Origin of the sequence: Microcoleus sp. B5-D4 (genome assembly GCF_036705145.1) — a bacterium.
Lineage (GTDB): Bacteria > Cyanobacteriota > Cyanobacteriia > Cyanobacteriales > Microcoleaceae > Microcoleus.
On sequence record NZ_JAUBTV010000087.1, the window covers coordinates 1 to 18942 of the forward strand.

The 18942-nt window shown below is 46.7% G+C and carries 17 protein-coding genes; 3 read left to right on the forward strand and 14 right to left on the reverse strand.

Going from position 1 to position 18942, the window contains the following annotated elements; genetic code table 11:
• Nucleotides 1-573: 573 nt before the first annotated feature.
• The 3 genes from QUB10_RS28035 to QUB10_RS28045 all read right to left on the reverse strand — a co-directional run bounded on the left by QUB10_RS28035 (nt 574) and on the right by QUB10_RS28045 (nt 4867).
• Complete coding sequence (locus QUB10_RS28035) at nt 574-3801, reverse strand: efflux RND transporter permease subunit (RefSeq protein WP_333206486.1); 3228 nt, start codon at nt 3799-3801, stop codon at nt 574-576.
• Nucleotides 3802-4012: 211 nt separating this feature from the next.
• Nucleotides 4013-4147 (reverse strand): hypothetical protein, encoded by a 135-nt coding sequence (locus QUB10_RS28040; protein WP_333206487.1) that lies wholly within the window; start codon nt 4145-4147, stop codon nt 4013-4015.
• Nucleotides 4148-4264: 117 nt separating this feature from the next.
• Nucleotides 4265-4867 (reverse strand): thioredoxin domain-containing protein, encoded by a 603-nt coding sequence (locus QUB10_RS28045; protein WP_333206489.1) that lies wholly within the window; start codon nt 4865-4867, stop codon nt 4265-4267.
• 177 nt (nt 4868-5044) lie between these two features.
• Between QUB10_RS28045 and QUB10_RS28050 the strand changes: the two genes are divergently transcribed.
• Nucleotides 5045-5449 carry an NIL domain-containing protein gene (locus QUB10_RS28050; protein ID WP_190741019.1) on the forward strand — a complete coding sequence of 135 codons (405 nt, stop codon included), beginning with the start codon at nt 5045-5047 and terminating at the stop codon, nt 5447-5449.
• 65 nt (nt 5450-5514) lie between these two features.
• A complete protein-coding gene (locus tag QUB10_RS28055) occupies nt 5515-5958 on the forward strand; it encodes a hypothetical protein (RefSeq protein ID WP_333206491.1) in 444 nt (147 codons plus the stop codon).
• A gap of 1069 nt (nt 5959-7027) precedes the next feature.
• Here the strand turns inward: QUB10_RS28055 and QUB10_RS28060 are convergent.
• From QUB10_RS28060 to QUB10_RS28075, 4 genes are all read right to left on the reverse strand, one after another.
• A complete protein-coding gene (locus QUB10_RS28060) occupies nt 7028-7579 on the reverse strand; it encodes a shikimate kinase (protein WP_333206493.1) in 552 nt (183 codons plus the stop codon).
• 22 nt (nt 7580-7601) lie between these two features.
• A complete protein-coding gene (locus QUB10_RS28065; protein WP_333206494.1) occupies nt 7602-8486 on the reverse strand; it encodes a LapA family protein in 885 nt (294 codons plus the stop codon).
• 150 nt (nt 8487-8636) lie between these two features.
• Nucleotides 8637-9260 carry a flavin prenyltransferase UbiX gene (locus tag QUB10_RS28070; protein WP_333206495.1) on the reverse strand — a complete coding sequence of 208 codons (624 nt, stop codon included), beginning with the start codon at nt 9258-9260 and terminating at the stop codon, nt 8637-8639.
• A gap of 422 nt (nt 9261-9682) precedes the next feature.
• Nucleotides 9683-12049 (reverse strand): ribonuclease R family protein, encoded by a 2367-nt coding sequence (locus QUB10_RS28075; protein ID WP_333206497.1) that lies wholly within the window; start codon nt 12047-12049, stop codon nt 9683-9685.
• Between the two features lie 878 nt (nt 12050-12927).
• Between QUB10_RS28075 and QUB10_RS28080 the strand changes: the two genes are divergently transcribed.
• A complete protein-coding gene (locus QUB10_RS28080; protein WP_333206498.1) occupies nt 12928-13926 on the forward strand; it encodes a hypothetical protein in 999 nt (332 codons plus the stop codon).
• Nucleotides 13927-14222: 296 nt separating this feature from the next.
• On the opposite strand, the gene clpP is transcribed toward QUB10_RS28080, so the two are convergent.
• From clpP to QUB10_RS28115, 7 genes are all read right to left on the reverse strand, one after another.
• Nucleotides 14223-14831 (reverse strand): ATP-dependent Clp endopeptidase proteolytic subunit ClpP, encoded by a 609-nt coding sequence (gene clpP / locus QUB10_RS28085; RefSeq protein WP_006635758.1) that lies wholly within the window; start codon nt 14829-14831, stop codon nt 14223-14225.
• Nucleotides 14832-14892: 61 nt separating this feature from the next.
• A complete protein-coding gene (locus QUB10_RS28090; protein ID WP_333206500.1) occupies nt 14893-15033 on the reverse strand; it encodes a hypothetical protein in 141 nt (46 codons plus the stop codon).
• Nucleotides 15033-15323, reverse strand: coding sequence for a DUF433 domain-containing protein (locus tag QUB10_RS28095; RefSeq protein ID WP_333206502.1), 291 nt, complete (start codon nt 15321-15323; stop codon nt 15033-15035). Before QUB10_RS28095 ends, QUB10_RS28090 begins: the two co-directional genes overlap by 1 nt.
• A gap of 45 nt (nt 15324-15368) precedes the next feature.
• Nucleotides 15369-15530, reverse strand: coding sequence for a hypothetical protein (locus QUB10_RS28100; protein WP_333206504.1), 162 nt, complete (start codon nt 15528-15530; stop codon nt 15369-15371).
• A gap of 192 nt (nt 15531-15722) precedes the next feature.
• On the reverse strand, nt 15723-16097 hold the full coding sequence (locus QUB10_RS28105; RefSeq protein ID WP_333057898.1) for a hypothetical protein: 375 nt from the start codon (nt 16095-16097) through the stop codon (nt 15723-15725).
• A 108-nt stretch (nt 16098-16205) separates the two neighbouring features.
• A complete protein-coding gene (locus tag QUB10_RS28110) occupies nt 16206-17426 on the reverse strand; it encodes a heparan-alpha-glucosaminide N-acetyltransferase domain-containing protein (protein WP_333206506.1) in 1221 nt (406 codons plus the stop codon).
• An 82-nt stretch (nt 17427-17508) separates the two neighbouring features.
• On the reverse strand, nt 17509-18921 hold the full coding sequence (locus QUB10_RS28115; RefSeq protein ID WP_333206507.1) for an adenylate/guanylate cyclase domain-containing protein: 1413 nt from the start codon (nt 18919-18921) through the stop codon (nt 17509-17511).
• Nucleotides 18922-18942 lie beyond the last annotated feature (21 nt).

Genomic DNA, 18942 nt, shown 5'->3' on the forward strand with positions numbered 1-18942 from the left:
AAACCTTTTAAGTGGACATATAAGGGTAAAGTCTTGGCTGTTTAATAGTCTGTGTATTTACGCCGAGCTGTACTAGTCAATTTGTATTTCATTTTTTGGTAAAATTAGCATAAAGATATTTCAGCGTAAATAAGCTCTATTTTAACTGAAATCTTGCAGCATTTATCGTAGGGTGCGTCAGTCGGGAATTTCTTTGGGGAGTCAGAGACTGTTTACTGACGCACCTTACCGACTAATTATCGGCGCCTCAACTTAACATCAAATGCAGTACCAGTATTGTTGGTAAATCCGACAGTCCGACAGGGAATGAATTCCCAGTCTCATAGCAAAAGTTCTCTCAAAGAGGACTGAAATAGATCGTATTTTTCCTCAAAATCTACAGTCGGTTTTAACCGACAGCCCGACAGGGAATGAATTCCCAGTCTCATAGTAAAAGTCCTCTAAAAGAAGACTGAAATAGATCGCACTTCCCGTCAAAATCTACAGTCGGTTTTAACCGACTTTCGCTATGAGGCAGGGAATTCATTCCCTGCCGGATTGTGGGAAAAGCGCGTATTTGCTGGCACTAAATTATTACAAATTCGGAGTCTTTCTCCCCACCTTCTGCACAGGAATAGCGACCACCTGCGGTTTCTTCTTCCCTGCAAACATCCCGAAGAAATCGTGCAGCAAAATGTAAAAACACGGAATAATAAACAGCGTCAGCAGCGTCGCCAGCGACAAACCGGAAAACACCACCACACCCAGCGGTTGCAAGAATTCCGAACCGTCTCCAATGCCCAAAGCTAGGGGGAATAAACCCAAAACTGTGGTAATAGTTGTCATCAAAATCGGACGCAAGCGCTGAGGTGCGGCCCTGAGAATTGCTGTGGCGCGATCGACCTTTTCATCTTCCAGAATTTGGTTCGCCAACTCCACCATAATAATCGCATTATTTACCACAATTCCCACCAGCAAAATCGCCCCCACAATCACCGTTGCGCCGATCGCAGTTTTAGTCGCATACAGCCCGAAAATCCCCCCAGCCAAAGCCAGCGGCACCGTTAACATAATCACCAGCGGATCGACAAGCGAATTGTACTGCACCGCCATCACCACAAATACCAAAAACGCCGCCAAAGAGCCCAAAACAATCAGCGAACTTTGCAATTCCCGGTTAGTTTCCGCCGCCGAACTCGGTATAACTCGTACTCCGGGCGGCAATTTAATTTCCGACAAAACTGTATCCACTTGTTGCAAAGTAGCGCCCAAACTCGCCCCCTTATTAACATTCCCAGCAATCATGAAAACTTGCCGCTGGTTAAGCCTTTGAATTTCCCCAGGCGCTTTTCCCAGTTCAATATTCGCCACATCGCTCAAGCGGATAATGCTGTTATCCCTAGCAGTTAAAGGGATAAATTTTAGTGCAGAAATCGATTGAACAGCAGCGCGATCGAATTGTACCCGCACATCAACCAAACGGTTTCCCCGCTGCAATTGCGTAGGAACAGAACCTTGAATTGCTGTCTGAATCGCCTCTCCAATTTGCCTCGCATTCAACCCGTAGATTTCTGCTTGTTCCCAGTTGGGGCGAATCTGCACTTCCGTTTGCTGCGGGTCTGCATCCGGGCGAAAAGTAGCTAACTTTACCTTCTCATCCAAAGTTGCCAATATCTCGCGGCCGGCTTGCTGCAATATTTGTTCATTTTCGCCCTGAAGCAGGACATCAACTTCAGCCCCGCGCACTGGCGAATTAGTTAAAACCAAACCCCGCACATTTTCTGGATTCAGACGCAAACGAGTATTTTTAGGCAAATCAATTTTTTTATTCAATTCTTGCGTAACTCGCTGCACAAAATCCAATGTATTGGTGCCCGGTTTTAGCGTAATGTTGCAGCCGCCGCGCAGCACATTCTCAACCGTATTGTTGCCGAATAACAGCCCGCCTACCGTCGTCAAAGTGTATAGAGTTTCTGGTTGACTGAGGATAATTTTATCAGCTTCTGCCATGATTCTTTGGTTGGTTGCCAAATTTGTGCCGGCCGGAAACAAAGCAAACAATCTCGCTTGACCGGTATTAATTCTGGGCAATATTTCCTGGGGAATTTGACCAGCCATCAGCCAACTGCCGCCACCCAATCCAATAATCGCTACTGCAATGATAATCAACCGCCACCGCACTATGCCCGATAAAAATTTACCGTAACCGGCGGTAGCATTGGTAAAAGCTCGATCGAATGCGCGCAGTGGCCAAAAGTTGCTCAAACCGCTGGATACCCGCAGCGCTAGCAGCCGAGAAGCCATCATCGGTACAACTGTCAATCCGACAATCAGAGAGGCGGCGACGGAAAAGCTGATGGTGAGAATTAATTCGTTGAAAAGTAAGGAAACTAAGCCGCCGATGAGCAAAAATGGCAGTACGGCAACTAAGTTAGTGATGGTGGAAGCAAATAAAGCCGATTCTAATTCTTGGCTACTTTTTTCTGCTTGCTGCATCAACTGCTTGTTACTTAAGCGCTGCTTGCCGTTTGCACTGTTTTTATTGCTGGTTCCTTCGACAATATTCTCCAGCATCACGATCGAGTTATCGACCACAATTCCCACACCCAGCGCCAAACCGCCCAAACTGAAAACGTTCAGAGATAGGCCAAAAACTCCCATCAGAATAATCGCCATTAAAGTTGCGAGGGGAATTGCCAGGACAATAATCAAAGTTTGGCGCAGGGAAGCGAGGAACAGCAAAACTGCTGCCCCCGCTAAAACAGCCCCGGTTAAACCAGAAAATAGGACGTTGCTAATAGAATCGCGGATGAACTTAGACTCGTCGAAGGTATTGACGATAGTCGTGCCTTCGGGAATTGCCCCGGATGCTTTTAATTCTTCTAGCCGCTTTTTGATGCCGTCTACAACTGAGATTGTATTGGCGTCCGGCTGCTTTTGAATGCTAATTTTTACGGCTGCTTTCTGATTTAGAAATACTTTAACTCGCTCTTCTTCTGTACCGTCAATTACCTGAGCAAAATCGCGCAAAAACACTCGTTTTGGCGGATTGGAACCCGATGCTTGAAAAGAAATTGCCTGAATTTCTTTCGCATTCTTAAATCGCCCGACGGTACGGGTTAAAGGTTCCGCTGCTTCTTGCCGCAGCCGCCCGCCGGAAGTGTCGAGGTTGCGGGATTCAAGGGCTGATAAAACGTCGGAAATACTGACACCTAAAGATTGCAAGCGATTTAAGTCAATATTTACTTGAATTTCTTCTTGCACGCCGCCGGCAACGTCAACTGCTGCTATTCCAGGAATTACGTTTAGTTCTCTGGATAATTCTTCGTCGGCAAATACGCGCAAATCAACTCCTTGCAAGGAGTCGGAAGTGAGGGCAAATTCGTAAATCGGCTGCTGGGAAGGGTCAACTTTAAAGAGAGTGGGCGATTCAACTGTATCGGGAAGTCGGTTGCGGATGCGGTTGACAGCGGCGGTGGCGTCGTTGAGGGCCTGGTCGATGTTGCCCCCGGGTTTGAAGAATAAATCGACGCTGACTTGTCCTTCGCGAGTCCGCGAGAAAACTTGCATGACGCCTTCAGTGGCGGAAAGTCCTTGTTCGAGGGGGCGGGTAACTTCGTCTATTGCTACTTCTGGGGAGACGCCTGGGGCGTTTAAGCGCACGCCGATGCGGGGATAGGTGATGGATGGTAGCAAGTCAACGGGCAGTTGGGTGATGTAGAAAAAGCCCACGATTATGACAGCAAGTGTCAGCATGAGGGTGCCGATGTGGCGACGAATCGCGGTCGCGCTAATGCTGAATCCGGGTTTGTCGGGGGTCATTTGATTTTAGATTTTAGATTTTAGATTTTAGATTTGAAAAGTTTACCCAGTCAGTCACCCTGCAAAGGAATGAATCGCGGGACTGGCGACCAAATTGTTTTCGGTCAGGCTTTATTTTGTATAGGCAGTGAGAGAATATTTACGCTCTGCACCTGACAAGTAGTATAATAAATTTTAATAAATTGTGAAAAATGTTTTTTTGAATATTCCTTTAGAGGTAGTCGATCGCCCAAAACGCAGATTGCCAGAAATTGCGATCGGCTTTTGAATCTCTGTAAGTTATCGCAATCAGGAACAGGCAAGATGCCTGTTCCACAACAAATAAACTTTCTTGTGGAACAGGCATCTTGCCTGTTCATAAAGTCTTCTTCCCTTTTCCCTCTTCCTTCTTCCTTCTTCCCTCTTCCTTCTTCCTGACATCCGTTACATCCGTGGAGCGAATCCGTTGCCGAACTTCCTTCTTTTACTGTACTTGAGATCCGTGGGCGCGGGGGTCAGAGCTACTTGTTTTCACCGGCCCTGTGGGGGGAGTAAAATTAGAAACTTGACCGCCTGCTTGGGCGTGTGGCAGAGGTTTTCCTGCAATTAAAGCTTCTAAGTTAGCTTCCATAATACTGCGCGGCATTTCGCCCATCGTTTCAGCAACGGCGCTGCCTTTATCGTTCAAATAGACAAAGTGCGGGATGCCGTCTACTCGATATTTTGTGATTTCTGGCAGCCATTTGTCATTGTCTACATTCAGCATCACAAAATTTAGCGGTTCGGCGTATTTCTGTTTGATTTCGCTCAGATCGTTAGCCATTGCCTGACAGCTACCGCACCAATTAGCATAAAATTCCATGAGTGTCGGTTTGCCATTTATCAAAGCTGTTTCTAATGGCGTTGAAGCTTTTGCCATATCGGTGAGACTGCTTGATGGCGTTTGGGTTTGCAGCCCTAAGAAGATGGATATTGAAAGGGCGATCGCTGTTAACACGATCAATAAGTTTCTGAGGCGCGTTGCGACTTTTGTTTCGGGATTTTTGGCTGCGGGGATGACTGTTGACTTGGGGGAATGCTGGGTCATAAAATAGATTGCTGTTTTATTTCTAGGTTTTTATTCTTAATAATAAATTAAGATTATACCACATTTTGAGATAATCAGACCAATCTCATAAAAATTTTTGAAGAGACCAGAATTAGACCAAGTGCGCTAAAACATAAGATAACAAAGATTGTTTGTAAATTACCGAGGACTTGCAGGGTGAAAAAACGGGTAACACTGACGTTTCCCCAACGATCGATCCAAATGCCTGTCACCTATCGACTGGCAAAGGATTTTAATGTTGCAGCCAACATTATTCGCGCTCAGGTGGCTCCGAACCAAGTGGGCAAACTGGTGCTAGAGTTATCAGGGGACATCGACCAACTAGAAGCGGCGATCGACTGGATGCGATCGCAAAACATCGGCGTTTCCCTAGCCAGTCGGGAAATACTCATAGACGAAGATATCTGCGTTGACTGCGGTTTGTGTACGGGGGTTTGCCCGACAGAAGCCTTGACCCTTGACCCAGAAAGCTTTAAACTAAGTTTTGCTCGATCGCGGTGTATCGTTTGCGAGCAGTGCATCCCTACCTGTCCGGTGCAAGCTATTTCTACTAACCTATAGGCCCTATACAAAGTCATCGGGCTCATCATCTTTTTTTTGCCTGGTTCTCCTAATTGTGCCATTGGATGAAAAAAAACTCTTGGCTTTCCCTAACTCTACTTTTTGTTACTTATTTCACTTTTGGCTGGAAATTATCTGAGTTTGATGTTCCCCCGCACCTGACTTGGTTTCTAGCCATAGCTTCAATTCTCGTGTTGGCTGCAGCCTTGTCCTTCCCGCTGAGAGACATAAAAGCCTTAATTTTGCGGTGGTTTTCGAGTGATATCGGTGCTTTTCTTTCTATTATTGTAGGAGCTTTTGTGGCAGTGGTAGTTTTTGCTTGGCTGCACCTTTTTGCTACTTGTTTACTCTTGATTTCAGCCGGAGCTTTGGCAAGACTCGATATTCAAATGTCTGGTTGGAAAAATTGGCGGGCTTTTGCGGTATTAGCTACCATTTCTTTAACAGGTGTGGGGCTGGGTGGAGCGATCGAGTTTTGGTCAAGGACAGGCAGGGTCGTATTCTTTTAATGAGGAACGGGAAATTCATCCAACCAAATTCTATAACTCGCAACGGATATTTAGCCGAAAACTATCAGATCGCCCATCAATAAATACAGCTTATTTTTTTTCAATCCCCCTCCCCCGGATTAATTCCCGTTCCGCGCCGTAATCATAGCAGTTTTCAATCCTCGTGAGGTACAGCTTGTCAATGGCTGATTCCCCGCTGGTTGTTACCAATGCCCCATTCCCAACTACCCATTCCCCATTACCAATTACCAATTAACGACGAACCTGGAGGGGAACTGAAAACCGCTATGGCAGTATTGAGGTTTAGCCACTGTTGCTCAAAATCTTATTGCCAAAATCCCGCAAGTCCCGCAGCCAAAAACTCATCGCAATAAAAAAGCAGCTTTAGGGAGCTGCTAGTCAGAATGCATGAGGTATTGTTTTTAGAATAAGGCACGTTGAATTCGATCGGTGCTGGGTTACATTTTTTGATACGAGAGAGTTGATGAGGGAATGGACGATCGTAAAATCGTCACATAGCAGAGTATCATTGATGCTAAATTTCCCGACAATCAAGTTAGCGTTTAACTGTCCTTGCGCCCTACAGCCCTTCAGCGGTGGGGCCCTTTTATTTTTAGGGATAACTCAATAGCCGACTTTAACGAATCAGATGAGTCTGGCATTAGTTCTTGTATAAAATCTCCGCATCACCACATCCTCATACTGATAAAAGTTACGCATCATATCAAGTCAAACCCGGTGGATTGCAAAATATTGGGTGGTTAAACGGACACACTCAGACAAATATCAGTATTTTCACCCAAGTCATATCGTTTCCGGTTGTATCGGAATGATTTAACCGCAGAGGGCGCAGAGAACGCAGAGGGAGAGAATACAGAGAGGAATAATTCCGATGCTACCGGATTTGATATCATACCATTTTAGATTTTAGATTTTAGATTTTAGATTTTGGGAATGACAGAGGAAGCTTGTGGTTTAGAGTTTGCGTAGGGTTGCATTATTTTTTTGAACTGGTATCAAAAGTCCTCAGAAAACTGTTATTTTCTTAGAAACTCGATTTGTGAATGTATCAATTGAGATCGGGCCCGGTTTGTGGTTTGATAACTTTTTGGATTTCCTCGATCGCCCTAGTCGCCACTGCTTCAGGCCTTTCGCCCACACCAGCATAGACTCGGACATCTGCTTGAGTGTAGAAACGCTCTCGCTCTTTAAAAAGGCTTTGCAGCTTAGATTTGATCTCGCCCTCCTGCAGTAGGGGTCGAGCGGTGTCCGAACGCAGTCGATCGTACAATTGATCTACAGGCACATCCAACCAAACCACTACACCGTAGTGCAAGTAACCCCAATTCATCGATCGGGTCACAATGCCGCCGCCAGTAGCCACTACCGAATTTTGATACGCAGACAATTCCCCCAGCACTTTAGTTTCTAGTTCCCGAAAAGCCTCTTCCCCTTCTCGCTCGAAAATCTCAGCAATTGACTGATTAGCAACTCGAACAATTAGTTCATCAGTATCAAAAAAACGGTATTTTAATTTTTTTGCCAAAATCCGCCCCACCGTTGTTTTCCCCGCACCCATCATCCCGACAAGATAAATATTTACTCCCCTCAACCCATCCACTGCCAAATCCTCCGATATTTTTCTATTTTTTCAGGTTAATCGATCCGCCACTGAGGCCATCATCGTCATCAAACTCATCACCCTCATCCAATCCCCAATCATCCTCTGCTTCTGCCATAGGATTTATTGGTGTTTCATCAGCGGGTTTAGGTATCGCCTCTTGGGGGGGAACGATCACCCGATACTCTGCATCGTATACAGACTCTGTTTGTCCCACCCCAGACTGGTTTGGATCTCGATAGCCGTAAGAATATACTGAGCCAGCCCAAGACTTGCTTTTCGGTTCCTGCTGAGCTTCGTAAGCCCTCGGATTTGCCGCTGGAACATCATTTACCTGCGGTCGATCAGGAAAATCGCGATCGTCCCCCCAATCGTCATCACCCCCTTGAGAGCCGGATTTTGAGCCATCTGAGACCCAATCGTCCTCATCGTCTGCTGCTGCATAAGTCCCCGGTTGAGCGTAATCCTTCGCCCCATAAGGGTTCGGAGTTTCTTGCTGGAAAGTCCGGGCATTGTAACCAGCCGACGTGCCGTACTCTGTTCGGTAGGAACCAGCAGCCTGAGTTTGGCTATTTTCCCTATTCATATCCGGGTCAATTTCCTGTTTTCTCGGAGGGGGAGGCGGCGTGTAAGGTGTTCTCCTGTCCTCTGGGAAAGTATCGGGACCGCTGCGACTGTCGCCGCCGGCGCGGTCTCGCCTTGGAGATAGATAATTTGAAAAAGCCAGCAAACCAGAAATCAATAAAGACGTGATAGCTCCCACCGCCATGCTCAGCAGAATCCAGATAGATAAAGGCAAAGCAGGCGATCGAACTCCCAAAAACACCAGCGATAATGCTGGCTCCACATTTTGCAGGGCAAAAATAGTCAGCCCCACCACAATTACTAGCAAAAATACAGGTCGCATATTAAAAATATTGGTAATTGGTAATAGGTAATTGGTAATTGCTAATTAAAACTAACAAATCATCAATAACAAACTGTCAACTGTCAACTGTCAACTGTCAACTGTCAACTGCCAACTGTCAACTGTCAACTGTCAACTGTCAACTGTCAACTAACTCCCTTCTTCTTCCTTCCAGCGTTTGAGAGGAACGCAATCAATCCCCAACTGGTCTAAAGCGCGAGCCACCACAAAGTCTACCAAATCTTCAATAGTTTGTGGATTGTGATACCAAGCAGGAATCGCTGGTACAATTCTAGCTCCAGCTTCCGCCAAGGTAGTCAAATTCCGCAGGTGAATCAAGCTAAAAGGCGTTTCGCGAGGCACAAGTACCAATTTTCGCCCTTCCTTGAGCTGAACGTCGGCTGCTCTTTCGAGCAAATCCGAGCTCAAGCCAGCCGCCAATTTCCCCAGCGTACTCATGCTACAGGGAATAATGATCATCCCTTGGGTACGAAAGGAGCCACTAGCAATATTAGCACCGACATCTTGCCAGGGATGACACCGAAGTTTACCCATTGTGGCTACTCCTGCTTGTTCCCGCCAGAATTCCTCTTGTAGCGTCGGCTCGGCGGGCATTCGGGTGTTCTGTTCGCTTTGCCAAACCATGTAAGTAGATTTGGAAGCGACCAGTTCGATCGCGCGATCGGCTTCCAACATAAACTTCAGAGTTCGCACCGCATAAATCAGTCCCGATGCACCGGTAACTCCTACAATCAGGGGGTAGTTATTCGTCATTAGTTATTTTTTAGTTGACGGTTGACTGTTAGTAATTAGTTGTTAGATCAACTTTTTTAGCATCGGAGTTATTCATAAATCTCTTATCTTCATCTGCGTGAATCAGCGTCCCTCCCTTGTCATCGGCAGTTAATAAATTCTCTTTTTTTTTACCGCAGATATAGGCAGATTAACACAGATTAACGCAGATAAATTATATAAATTCCGGTTGCACCGGCCGTGATTGTTGACTTTTGACTGCATTTGATGCCCGACGATGCTATCGGATTTGATATTAGTCCTTAATTATTTATTGAGGATTGCTGAGTATAGTTGGCAGCCCACTTCTTAATACTTAGTTGCCAGACAATGACAACTAAGTATTGAGAAAAGCTAACAGTCAACAGTCAACAGTCAACAGTCAACTGTCAACTGTCAACAGATTATTCATCATCATCAAAAGCTTGACTGCCGCCGCCAACTGCAACTAAATCAATTTGCTGGCGGTAGTAGTCAACACTCTTGACTTGAACTTCTACCCGATCGCCCAAACGGTACTGATTGCGGTTTTTGCGGCCCACCAGAGTTTGCTGGCGCGATCGATATTCGTACCAATCATCCTTCAGCGAAGAAACGTGTACCAATCCCTCAACTCGCAAGATGTCGCTCTCCGGCGGCCGCACCTCAATTTCCACAAAGAAACCGTAAGACTGCACCCCTGTAATCAAACCCTGGAAAGTTTGACCGGTGCGTTCTTTCATCAATCCGGTTTTCTTCAATCCCTGCAAATCGCTTTCGGCATCCTCAGCAACCCTTTCGCGTTCCGTCAGGTGTACCACGGCCGATGCAAACTCTGTCTCAAATTCGTGGTGCAAATCTGGGGGGAGAACATTCCAAGTAATTTGACCGTGACAGGAGGAATGGTGCAAGTCAACTTTTTCCTTAGCCCGTGTTGTGCGGCTGCTGCGCCCTTGCTCGAACACCGCTTGCAACACCCGCAGCACCAGCAAATCGGCGTAGCGGGAAAGCGGCGAAGTGCAGCGCGTGTAACCCTCTGACAGCCCCAAACCGAAGTGTGGCTTGGGAGTGGTGCTGTAAACAGCGGGCTTCATGGTGTCTTCTAGGAGGTAGGTGAGAACTCTTTCGGACTTCAGGCCGGCAAACTGCTGGGTAAATCGCTGAAAGTCCAAGGGCAAAACTTCTTCTTCGGTTTCGAGATACAGTTCGCCTCCGAGGTTGTTGGAGAGTTTGATGAACTCTTGAATGTCTGCCGGGTCTGGCATCGGCTGGACGCGGTAAATTGCTGGGACTCCCAAGGCTTGCAGGTGAGTGGCGACGGCTTGGTTGGCAAGTACCACCAACTCGGAGACAGCCGACTGAACGGGGGGAGCTGTTGCAAAAGCTCCTAATTCGCCTTCGTCGTCGAAGTGAGAGTTAGCGTCGGGCAAATTTAGTTCAAAAGCTCCCCGCTTGAGCCTTGCCTTTCTGGCAGCCTGTGAGGCAGCCGACATTTGATCTAGGAAAGGACGGAGGGCGGATGATAAAGGGTGATCTTCGGCCTCGCCTGGTTCGAGAATTGCTTGAGCTTGCTGGTAGGTGAGGTGGTAGTCAATTTGAATGACGCTGGCTTGAATTTCGTATTCTAAGAGTTCTCCAGATTCGTCTAGGGTGAGCAGTATGCTGAAGGTCAGCCGTTCGGTATCTGGCAGCAGAGAGCAGCGCTCGTTGAGGGTTTCTGGCAGTACGGCGATGATTTTTTCTCCCAGATGGGCGGCGGTGCCTCGCTTGCGGGCTTCGCGGTCGATCGGGGTTTCTGGCTGCACGTACTCGGCGGCGTCGCTGATGTGGATTCCTATTTGCCAGCGGCCGGGCTTCAGGGTTTCGATCGACAAAGCGCGTTCCACTGGCGGATCGGACAGGAATGATGTCGGATCAAACTCGTTTTCGCCTCCTCCTTCGGAGAGATTTTCCTCCTGGAATCGAGGGGCATCGTTTTCGCTGTTGGTTGTTCCCGGTTCGTTTTTGCTGAAGCTAACAGTCAGAATGTTACGCAAGTCTAGCCGTTTTTTGATGTCTGTTTTTTTGACTTTGCTCGGCAAATTTTCGGCTGCTTTGATGACGGCGGCGGGGAACGATCGCGGTAAGTCGTGTTTGCAGCATACGATGTCGAGGTCGTCAGCGGCTTCGGCGTCGGAACCGAGTACCTGTACTACTTTGCCGACTGGGCGATGGGTGCCAAGGGGGTAGCGTTTGACTTCGACGTGTACTAGGTGGTCGATCGCCTCTTGGAGATTTGTGCCATTTGCGAGCAAGTCTAGTTCAAACAACAGGCGATCGTCTAGGGGGATTGCTCTGTAGCTGACGCGGCCGGTGGGGGTGGCCGTTTGCTTGACTCGCGCGAGTACCGAGGGGTTGGCGCGTTCGAGGATGAGCATGACTTCGCCTTCGGGCGATCGGCGGCGGCTACCTTCTTTGATAATTTTGACTAATACTCGATCGCCATTCCAAGCTGTCGAGAGGTGACTTTCCCGCACATAAACGTCTTCTGAGCCTTCGGCGTCTTGAATTGCAAAGCAAAATCCTTTGCTCGAACAGCGCAGTTTTGCTTCTACTACGTCGTCTTCAGCTACTCGGCGATAGCGGCCTTTGTCTTTGACTAATATGCCAATTTTCTCTAGAGCTTCTAATGCGATTTGAAGTTTGAGTTGACTGGTGGCGTCGTTGCAGTCGAGTTTTTTCTCCAATGCTTTAGGAGCCACTAATTTGTCTTCTGTAAAATTTGCCAGCAGTGCAGCGATAGAAAATTCCATGTAGCGATCGATCCTCTTGTTTCCAGCAATTAGTCTAATTTTGGCGAAATCAGCCGCACCCCCTCGGGCCCTCGCAGTGCCTGCTTCCCAACAAATACGCGGGTTGATAGGTGGAGACGCGAGCACAGCCACCTTGTTTGATCGCGAGGTTTTTTTGAGATTCTCTCCCGACACCGGCTTCGTGCTAATTGTCTGCTGTCTGTCTTGAACTGACTGCTGACGGTGCAGACAACTGTCCCGCACGCTATTCCCCAATACAATTTTTTAGCGTTGGTTTGTTTGCTTTTAGGTCAGCAGCGCCGAGCACTTCGCAAATTAGAAAGCCCCTGTCGGTTCTTAAAAGATGGCTCGATACTGAAAGCGACGGCTTGAGTCGAGGATGAGCCGATGGAGGGATGGAGAGGGATAAAATTTGCATTTCTTCCTTCTGCCTTGTTCCTTCTGCCTTGTTCCTTCTTCCTTTTGAAGTGCCTCTTGCTTCTTGCTTTAGCAAAGAATTTACCGGATCTTTAAGGCAAAATTGCTAGTAGCTCGCTGCTGCGATGCCCCTGTTTTTTTGCACGCGATCTGTCCTTGCGGACGGAGGTGCAACGAGCGGGTCGGGAGCAATCTGTGCTGTAGAAAGTGCAGGTACGCAAACCGGAGACTTTTACTACTTTTGCTTAGTTGCTGTGTCATCTCCTATAGGTAGAAATGACGCCCGGTGCTTGTTAGCTTAAACTGCCGGATGTGGGATGGGGTTTAGTGGCGTGTAAGGTTGCGCGGATGACTCACCTTTAATTTATTGTATGTTGAATAGGTGCTTTCAGAAAATTGTTTTCTCAGGGCTGTACTACACTTAAGTCATAAGCCCCCTCTGGTTTCGGGGTCAAAAAACTATGTTTGCTGAATTTCGCGCCCTTTATCCCGCTGGACAGTTAATTTGTGAGTTGCTGACTGTTCATCACGGTAAGTTTGTTGTTCGCTGTCTGGTTCAGGTTGACGGCAAAACTCTGGCTACGGCTATGTCGGCTGCTGAGTCTGTTGAGGATGCTGAAGACCGCGCCCGGTTGCGAGCGATCGCTGTTCTTGGATCTGCTGCGCCCGATCGTGCGATCGCGACTGTTGATCCGGCTCCGGTTGCTCCGGTTGCTCCGGTTGCTTCGGTTGCTGCTGTTCCCCCTCCTCCTGCCGTTTCCCCGGTTGCTGCTGTTCCCCCTCCCCCTCCTCCTGCTGTTCCGGTTCCTGTTGGGCCGACAAGTGTTCCTCTTCCGGTTCTAGAAATGCCTGTTGCTGACAAATTGCCTGAAACATATCAAAGCAATTTTGTCAAGACTGAAGCGAAATTAAATGAAGAGCCGATCGCACCTGTACCTGCACCGCTGCCGCCAACGGTCGATCGCGTCGAGGCTACTGGGTTTGTACCAAAGCAGTTAGACTCAGACGCTTGGCTTTCTTCTAGCTACGGCGAACCGATCACGGAACTAGAGGTGCCGACTGCTAGCCAAAGTGAACTGCTACAGGGTGCGGCCGAAGTCAGGGAATTGCAACCGATTGCAGTGGGAATCCCCAGCGATGCGATCGAGGATAATTCGGATACGATCGCCCAAATAGACGCCATCCTCAAACGCCTGCAATGGAAGAAAAAACAGGAAAGCGACTGTCTCGAACACAATTACGGCAAGTCGTCGCAGAGAGAGCTTTCTAGCGAACAGTTGGGAGATTTCCTAGAATATCTGGAAATCTACAGCAGAACTACTGAGGAAATCAAGCGGTTGGGCTGGACTCCCAACCAAGGAAAAGATTATCTCAAACAAGGTTATGGCAAAGAAGCGCGGCACTTCTTAAATCGAGAAGAATTGTTCGACTTCCTGCAATATCTCGAATCTTTGCCCTAGGAATTCGGCAACTAAACAAGGCGCTGGAGGCTATTAGATTAAAGAAAACGGGTTTTTTACAGAGATTAAGGCTGAGAACCAAAGATTAGGGTAAAAAACCCGGTTTCTCGCCCCCCGTTGCTCCCGGATTAAAGAAACCGGGTTTTTTACAGAGATTAAGGTTGAGAACCAAAGATTAGGGTAAAAAACCCGGTTTCTCGCCCCCCGTTTATCCATTAAAGAGCTACTTTTGAACGTTAAAAATTAAAAATCAAAAATGAAGAATATTTCCTCATTTTTGATTTTTAACTTTTTATTTAGACGACAGCGGCGATCGGGCGGCTGGCGGAAGGACGGCGATCGATCACTTGATCGACTAATCCGTAGTCCTTTGCTTCTTCAGCGGACATGAAGAAATCCCGTTCGGTATCTTCTTCAATGCGGGAAAGCGGCTGACCGGTATGGTTGGCAAGATGTTCGTTCAGGCGGCGTTTGTGGTACAAAATCTCTTTAGCCTGAATTTCAATATCGGTTGCTTGTCCTTGAGCTCCGCCTAGAGGTTGGTGGATCATAATCCGGGAGTGAGGCAAACTCATCCGCTTGCCTTTAGCGCCGGCACTCAACAGAAAAGCGCCCATGCTGGCAGCCAAACCGAGACAAATAGTGCAAATGTCGGGGCGGATGTGGTTCATCGTGTCAAAAATGCCCATACCTGCTGTTACCGAACCCCCTGGGGAGTTGATATAGAGGTAAATATCTTTCTCCGGGTCTTCGGCGTCTAAAAATAGCAATTGGGCAACGATCAGGTTAGCCAAGTCTGAGTCAACCTGTTGGCCCAAGAAGACGATGCGATCGCGCAGGAGTCGCGAGTAAATGTCAAAGGCGCGTTCGCCGCGACCGGATTGTTCTATAACTGTTGGGATCATTGACGCCTGCCTGCCTATTACGTATCTTTTTTTAATTTTAGCGACTAGGGCTCAGTTATAGTTAGCGATCGGTGGCGTGCGATCGAGAAATCGGCAAAATCCTTAAGCTGGGCGGGGTTGGGGCGGTAATTTGTGGAAGTTGTGGCGGGGGTGCGATCGGATTTCCGATCCTGCAGGCGATCGATTTTGAGGAAACGGACATCAATCAACGTTGTTTTGTGGCGATCGTATCATTGAGAGAAGTGAAATCGCTCGATCGCGGCTGACAGTAGGAAAATGGTCTAAAAATTCATCGACCGAATCACCAGCTTCGAGACAATCAAGCACAGTCTCGATCGGGACGCGAGCACCAATAAAGACAGGAGTTCCACCTAAAATATCGGGGTCGCTATGAAAGATAGTAGCTGCGTATTGCAAAGAAAAGGCTGTGACATCAAGACAATCTTCTTCACTCCAGGTATCACTTTGCTCGAACGATCTGTTAGTTTCCATCGCTAAATCCCCACTGGATTTTTATAGATTATATCTTTGCTAGGATTACTGGTAGCGGGATTTCTTTGATTTAATCACCTCAATTACATTGTCGTGTCTTTTCCCTTCAATAATATCCTTGAGATGAATCTGTCCGTTGACGTACTGAACGTGGATGCGCCAGCCTGAGACTTTATCAATATCAGCACGATAAACTGCCTGCTTCACACCCTTAACTTTATGCAGTCTCGTTTTGGGAAATTGTCTCGTCCTGTGACATTCCTGGTCTTCAAGTTCTGCTAAAGCTTCCAGAAAACTAATCTTTAGCTAGTCATCTGGCAAAATTTTCATAGCTTCGTAAATAATGCCATATTCATCACAGAGAATAAGGTTTTGCGCCATAACTTAAGCTGATTATATCTAGGCAGTTTCTCGATCGCGCTGAAGTAGGTCTTGATACAAAGACTCTGCTACACCCTTATACGCTCGATCGAGTTCGTCGTGTTGAATTGCTCGAAAAAGAGTAAAAATAGCTTGCCCAAAAATTGGGTCTTCGTCAACCGCCAAAACCACTCTTAGTTTTTGAGAAATTCGTAGCGTATAAAGCGAAGACTCGTAACCATTCAGGTCTGACGATAGCGGGAGACGACGCAGCTTGCGATACACATTTGATTTTTGAGTAGGAAAAAGGCTGGCACAATAATTAATTTTTTGAATTACTGCGGCTTTCTCATCTTCATTTAGCAGCGCAATATCTTTCTCAAATTCCCTTGTTGACTCAATTAGAATATCCACGTCAAAAACCGTAAAAAATATATAAACATTATACTACAAACAGCTTTTAATTGTCAAGCCCCTTGCTCACCACTTACCAGCAAACGCGCTTGTTTAACAACCCACCATTCAAATTTTAATCGCCCAACCACGGCGGTACATCCCATACAAAATTAACCACCAAAATAATACCGCAGTCACGGCAAATGCCAGAGAACCATTCAGCGGCCCCGCCCACGGCACAAACCAGTTTTCATAAATCCAACTGTAAGTTGTTGGAGCATTTTCACCAGTACCGATATGAGTTTTTAACAGAAGTCTGGCGACAATACCGGAAGCCACAAACAGGAAAATTGCATTCAATCCCATGATTTCAAACAGCCTCCCCCATTTCCAGCCTCGCACTTCAATTGTTTCGTAGCAAGCTGCTAGCAATAGCAAGGCCCAACCAGCCGTAAAAACTACATAGGAACTCGTCCAAAGTTGTTTGTTGATCGGAAATAAAAATCCCCACAAGTGGCCGATTACCACGCCAGAGAGGCCGCAGATTGCTAAGTTGATACTGGTGCGGGGTTTGATTGGCTGCACACGCAGCCATTCTCCGGTAAAGTAGCCGATTAGGACTGTAACGCTTGCTGGTAAGGTACTCAACAATCCTTCTGGGTCGAAGGGGCCGCCTTTGTACAGGTGTTGGCTACCGAGAATTAGCCGATCGACATATCCTCCTAAATTTCCTTCTGGGGTGAGTTCGCCGGCAGTGTACCCCCCTACAGCAAATACGGTTAGTGCGCCCCAATAGCCCAAAAGCACGGCCACAGCGAGCAGTTTTTGATGGCGGGGATAGAGGTTGAGAATGGCGATCGCACTGATGAAATAAGCTAAGCCGATGCGCTGCAATACTCCCATGATGCGGATTTTACCGAAGTTTTCCACTGGGGCGCTGTTGAGAAGTACGTCAAGGGCGATCGAAGATGTATTTAGCAGCAATCCTAATAGAAATAGAATCGCGGCCCGGCGCGCAATTCGCCAGTAAATATTTGAAGAAGGGAGAAGGAAGGAGGAAAAAGGAAGAGGGTTTTTGGCGGATTCGGATTTTTCCTGTGTTTGTGTAATTATTGAGGTTTCTATTCCAATTTTTGGATGATTTTGAAGATATTTAGACAGCGAGAAAGACATCGCGCAGCCAACGATGAACAGGAAAAAAGGAAATACTAAGTCTGTCGGCGTACAGCCGTGCCATTCTGCGTGCTCTAGCGGCGGATACACCTGTTCCCAACTACCGGGGTTGTTGACTAGAATCATCGAGGCGATCGCAATTCCGCGAAAAACATCAAGGGATTTGAAGCGCATGGGGAAGAAGGGAGGAGGAAGAAGAAAGAGGGAAGAAATAAAAACTACTAATTACAATTACCAAGTACCCATTAGCCCTTAACTAAATTTCAATACCTTCGAGAGTCATAATGACTGCATTCTTCATCAACATATCGCACCTTTCTGCATAAAAAGCTGCTGCCTTATCATACTTGTTGACTTGCAAAACGCGCAGAAACATTTGCCTTGCTTGCGCGAATTGCTGCTGGTAGTGAAAAAAAATTCCCTGTTCAAAATAAGTTTGAGTTTGTGCTTTTAGTTCGATCATTGTCGCCGAGTCGCCATCGTAAATTTCAAATACCGCAACAGGTGTTTGTTTTCCTTTTACTTGAACGCGATCGAGAAACCGGCACTTGTAATGTTGAGGATCGTCTATCCGGCAAAGGGTTTGGACGCTCGCTACAATAGCCACCCCATAAAGCTTTGTCAATCCTTCCACACGGGAAGCTAAATTAACCGCATCAGAAATCACCGTACTTTCCATTCGTTCCGCTTCGCCAATCGTACCTAACATTAAAGTCCCCGTATGCAAACCAATCCCTATCGAAATAGGTTGATAGCCACTGTTTTGCCTGTGTCTATTATAAATTTTTACTTGATGCTGCATCTCAATTGCTGCTTGCACAGCATCTTCAGCCCTGTTAGGAAACAAAGCCATAATCCCGTCACCAATGTATTTATCTATAAAACCGTTGTACTGGCGGATAACTGGGCCAACTCGGCTTAAGTAAGAGTTAAGAAATTCAAAGTTTTCTCGGGGAGACATACTTTCTGACAGACTTGTAAATGAGCGAATGTCGGCAAACATAATCGTCATTTCTGCTTGTACAGAGTCTCCTAGTCTGGCATCAACGATGCTTTCTCTTTTGAGAAATTTCAAGAATTCACGGGGAACAAAACGGGCAGATGCAGCGGCTATTTTTTCGAGTTCGCTTTTGCTGGATTCGATTTGATTTAGCGATCTAAATGCTCTCAATGCGGTGACGACTGTGGTAAATAACTTTTTGTTAGTAAGTTCTGTTTTAGTTTTGTAATCATTGATATCGTAGCTGACAATTACTACATCTTCTGGCACTTGTCCGGGCTGTCCAGTTCGTAAAATAATTCGCACAATTTGATTGTTTAAAATATCGCGGATGTATTTAACTACTTCCAAGCCTGCTTCTTCTGTTTCCATAACTACATCCAGTAAAATTAATGCTATGTCGTAGTTATTTTGGATGATTTCTTTAGCTTCTTTTCCTGAATAAGCGCTGATAAATGTTATACTTTTACCTTCAAATTTAAAATCGTTTAACGCGAGTTTAGTAATATTATGAATTTCTATTTCATCATCTACAATTAAGATTTTCCAACTTTCTTCGAGCGGTTTTTGTTCCGCCTCGTCTTCCTCGGCAAATATTAATTCATCGTCCCCCGCCGCGATTAATTCCTCATCGCCCGCAGCCAACAGGTTTTTACTAGCTTCTGACATATATCGTTCTCCTATATAAAA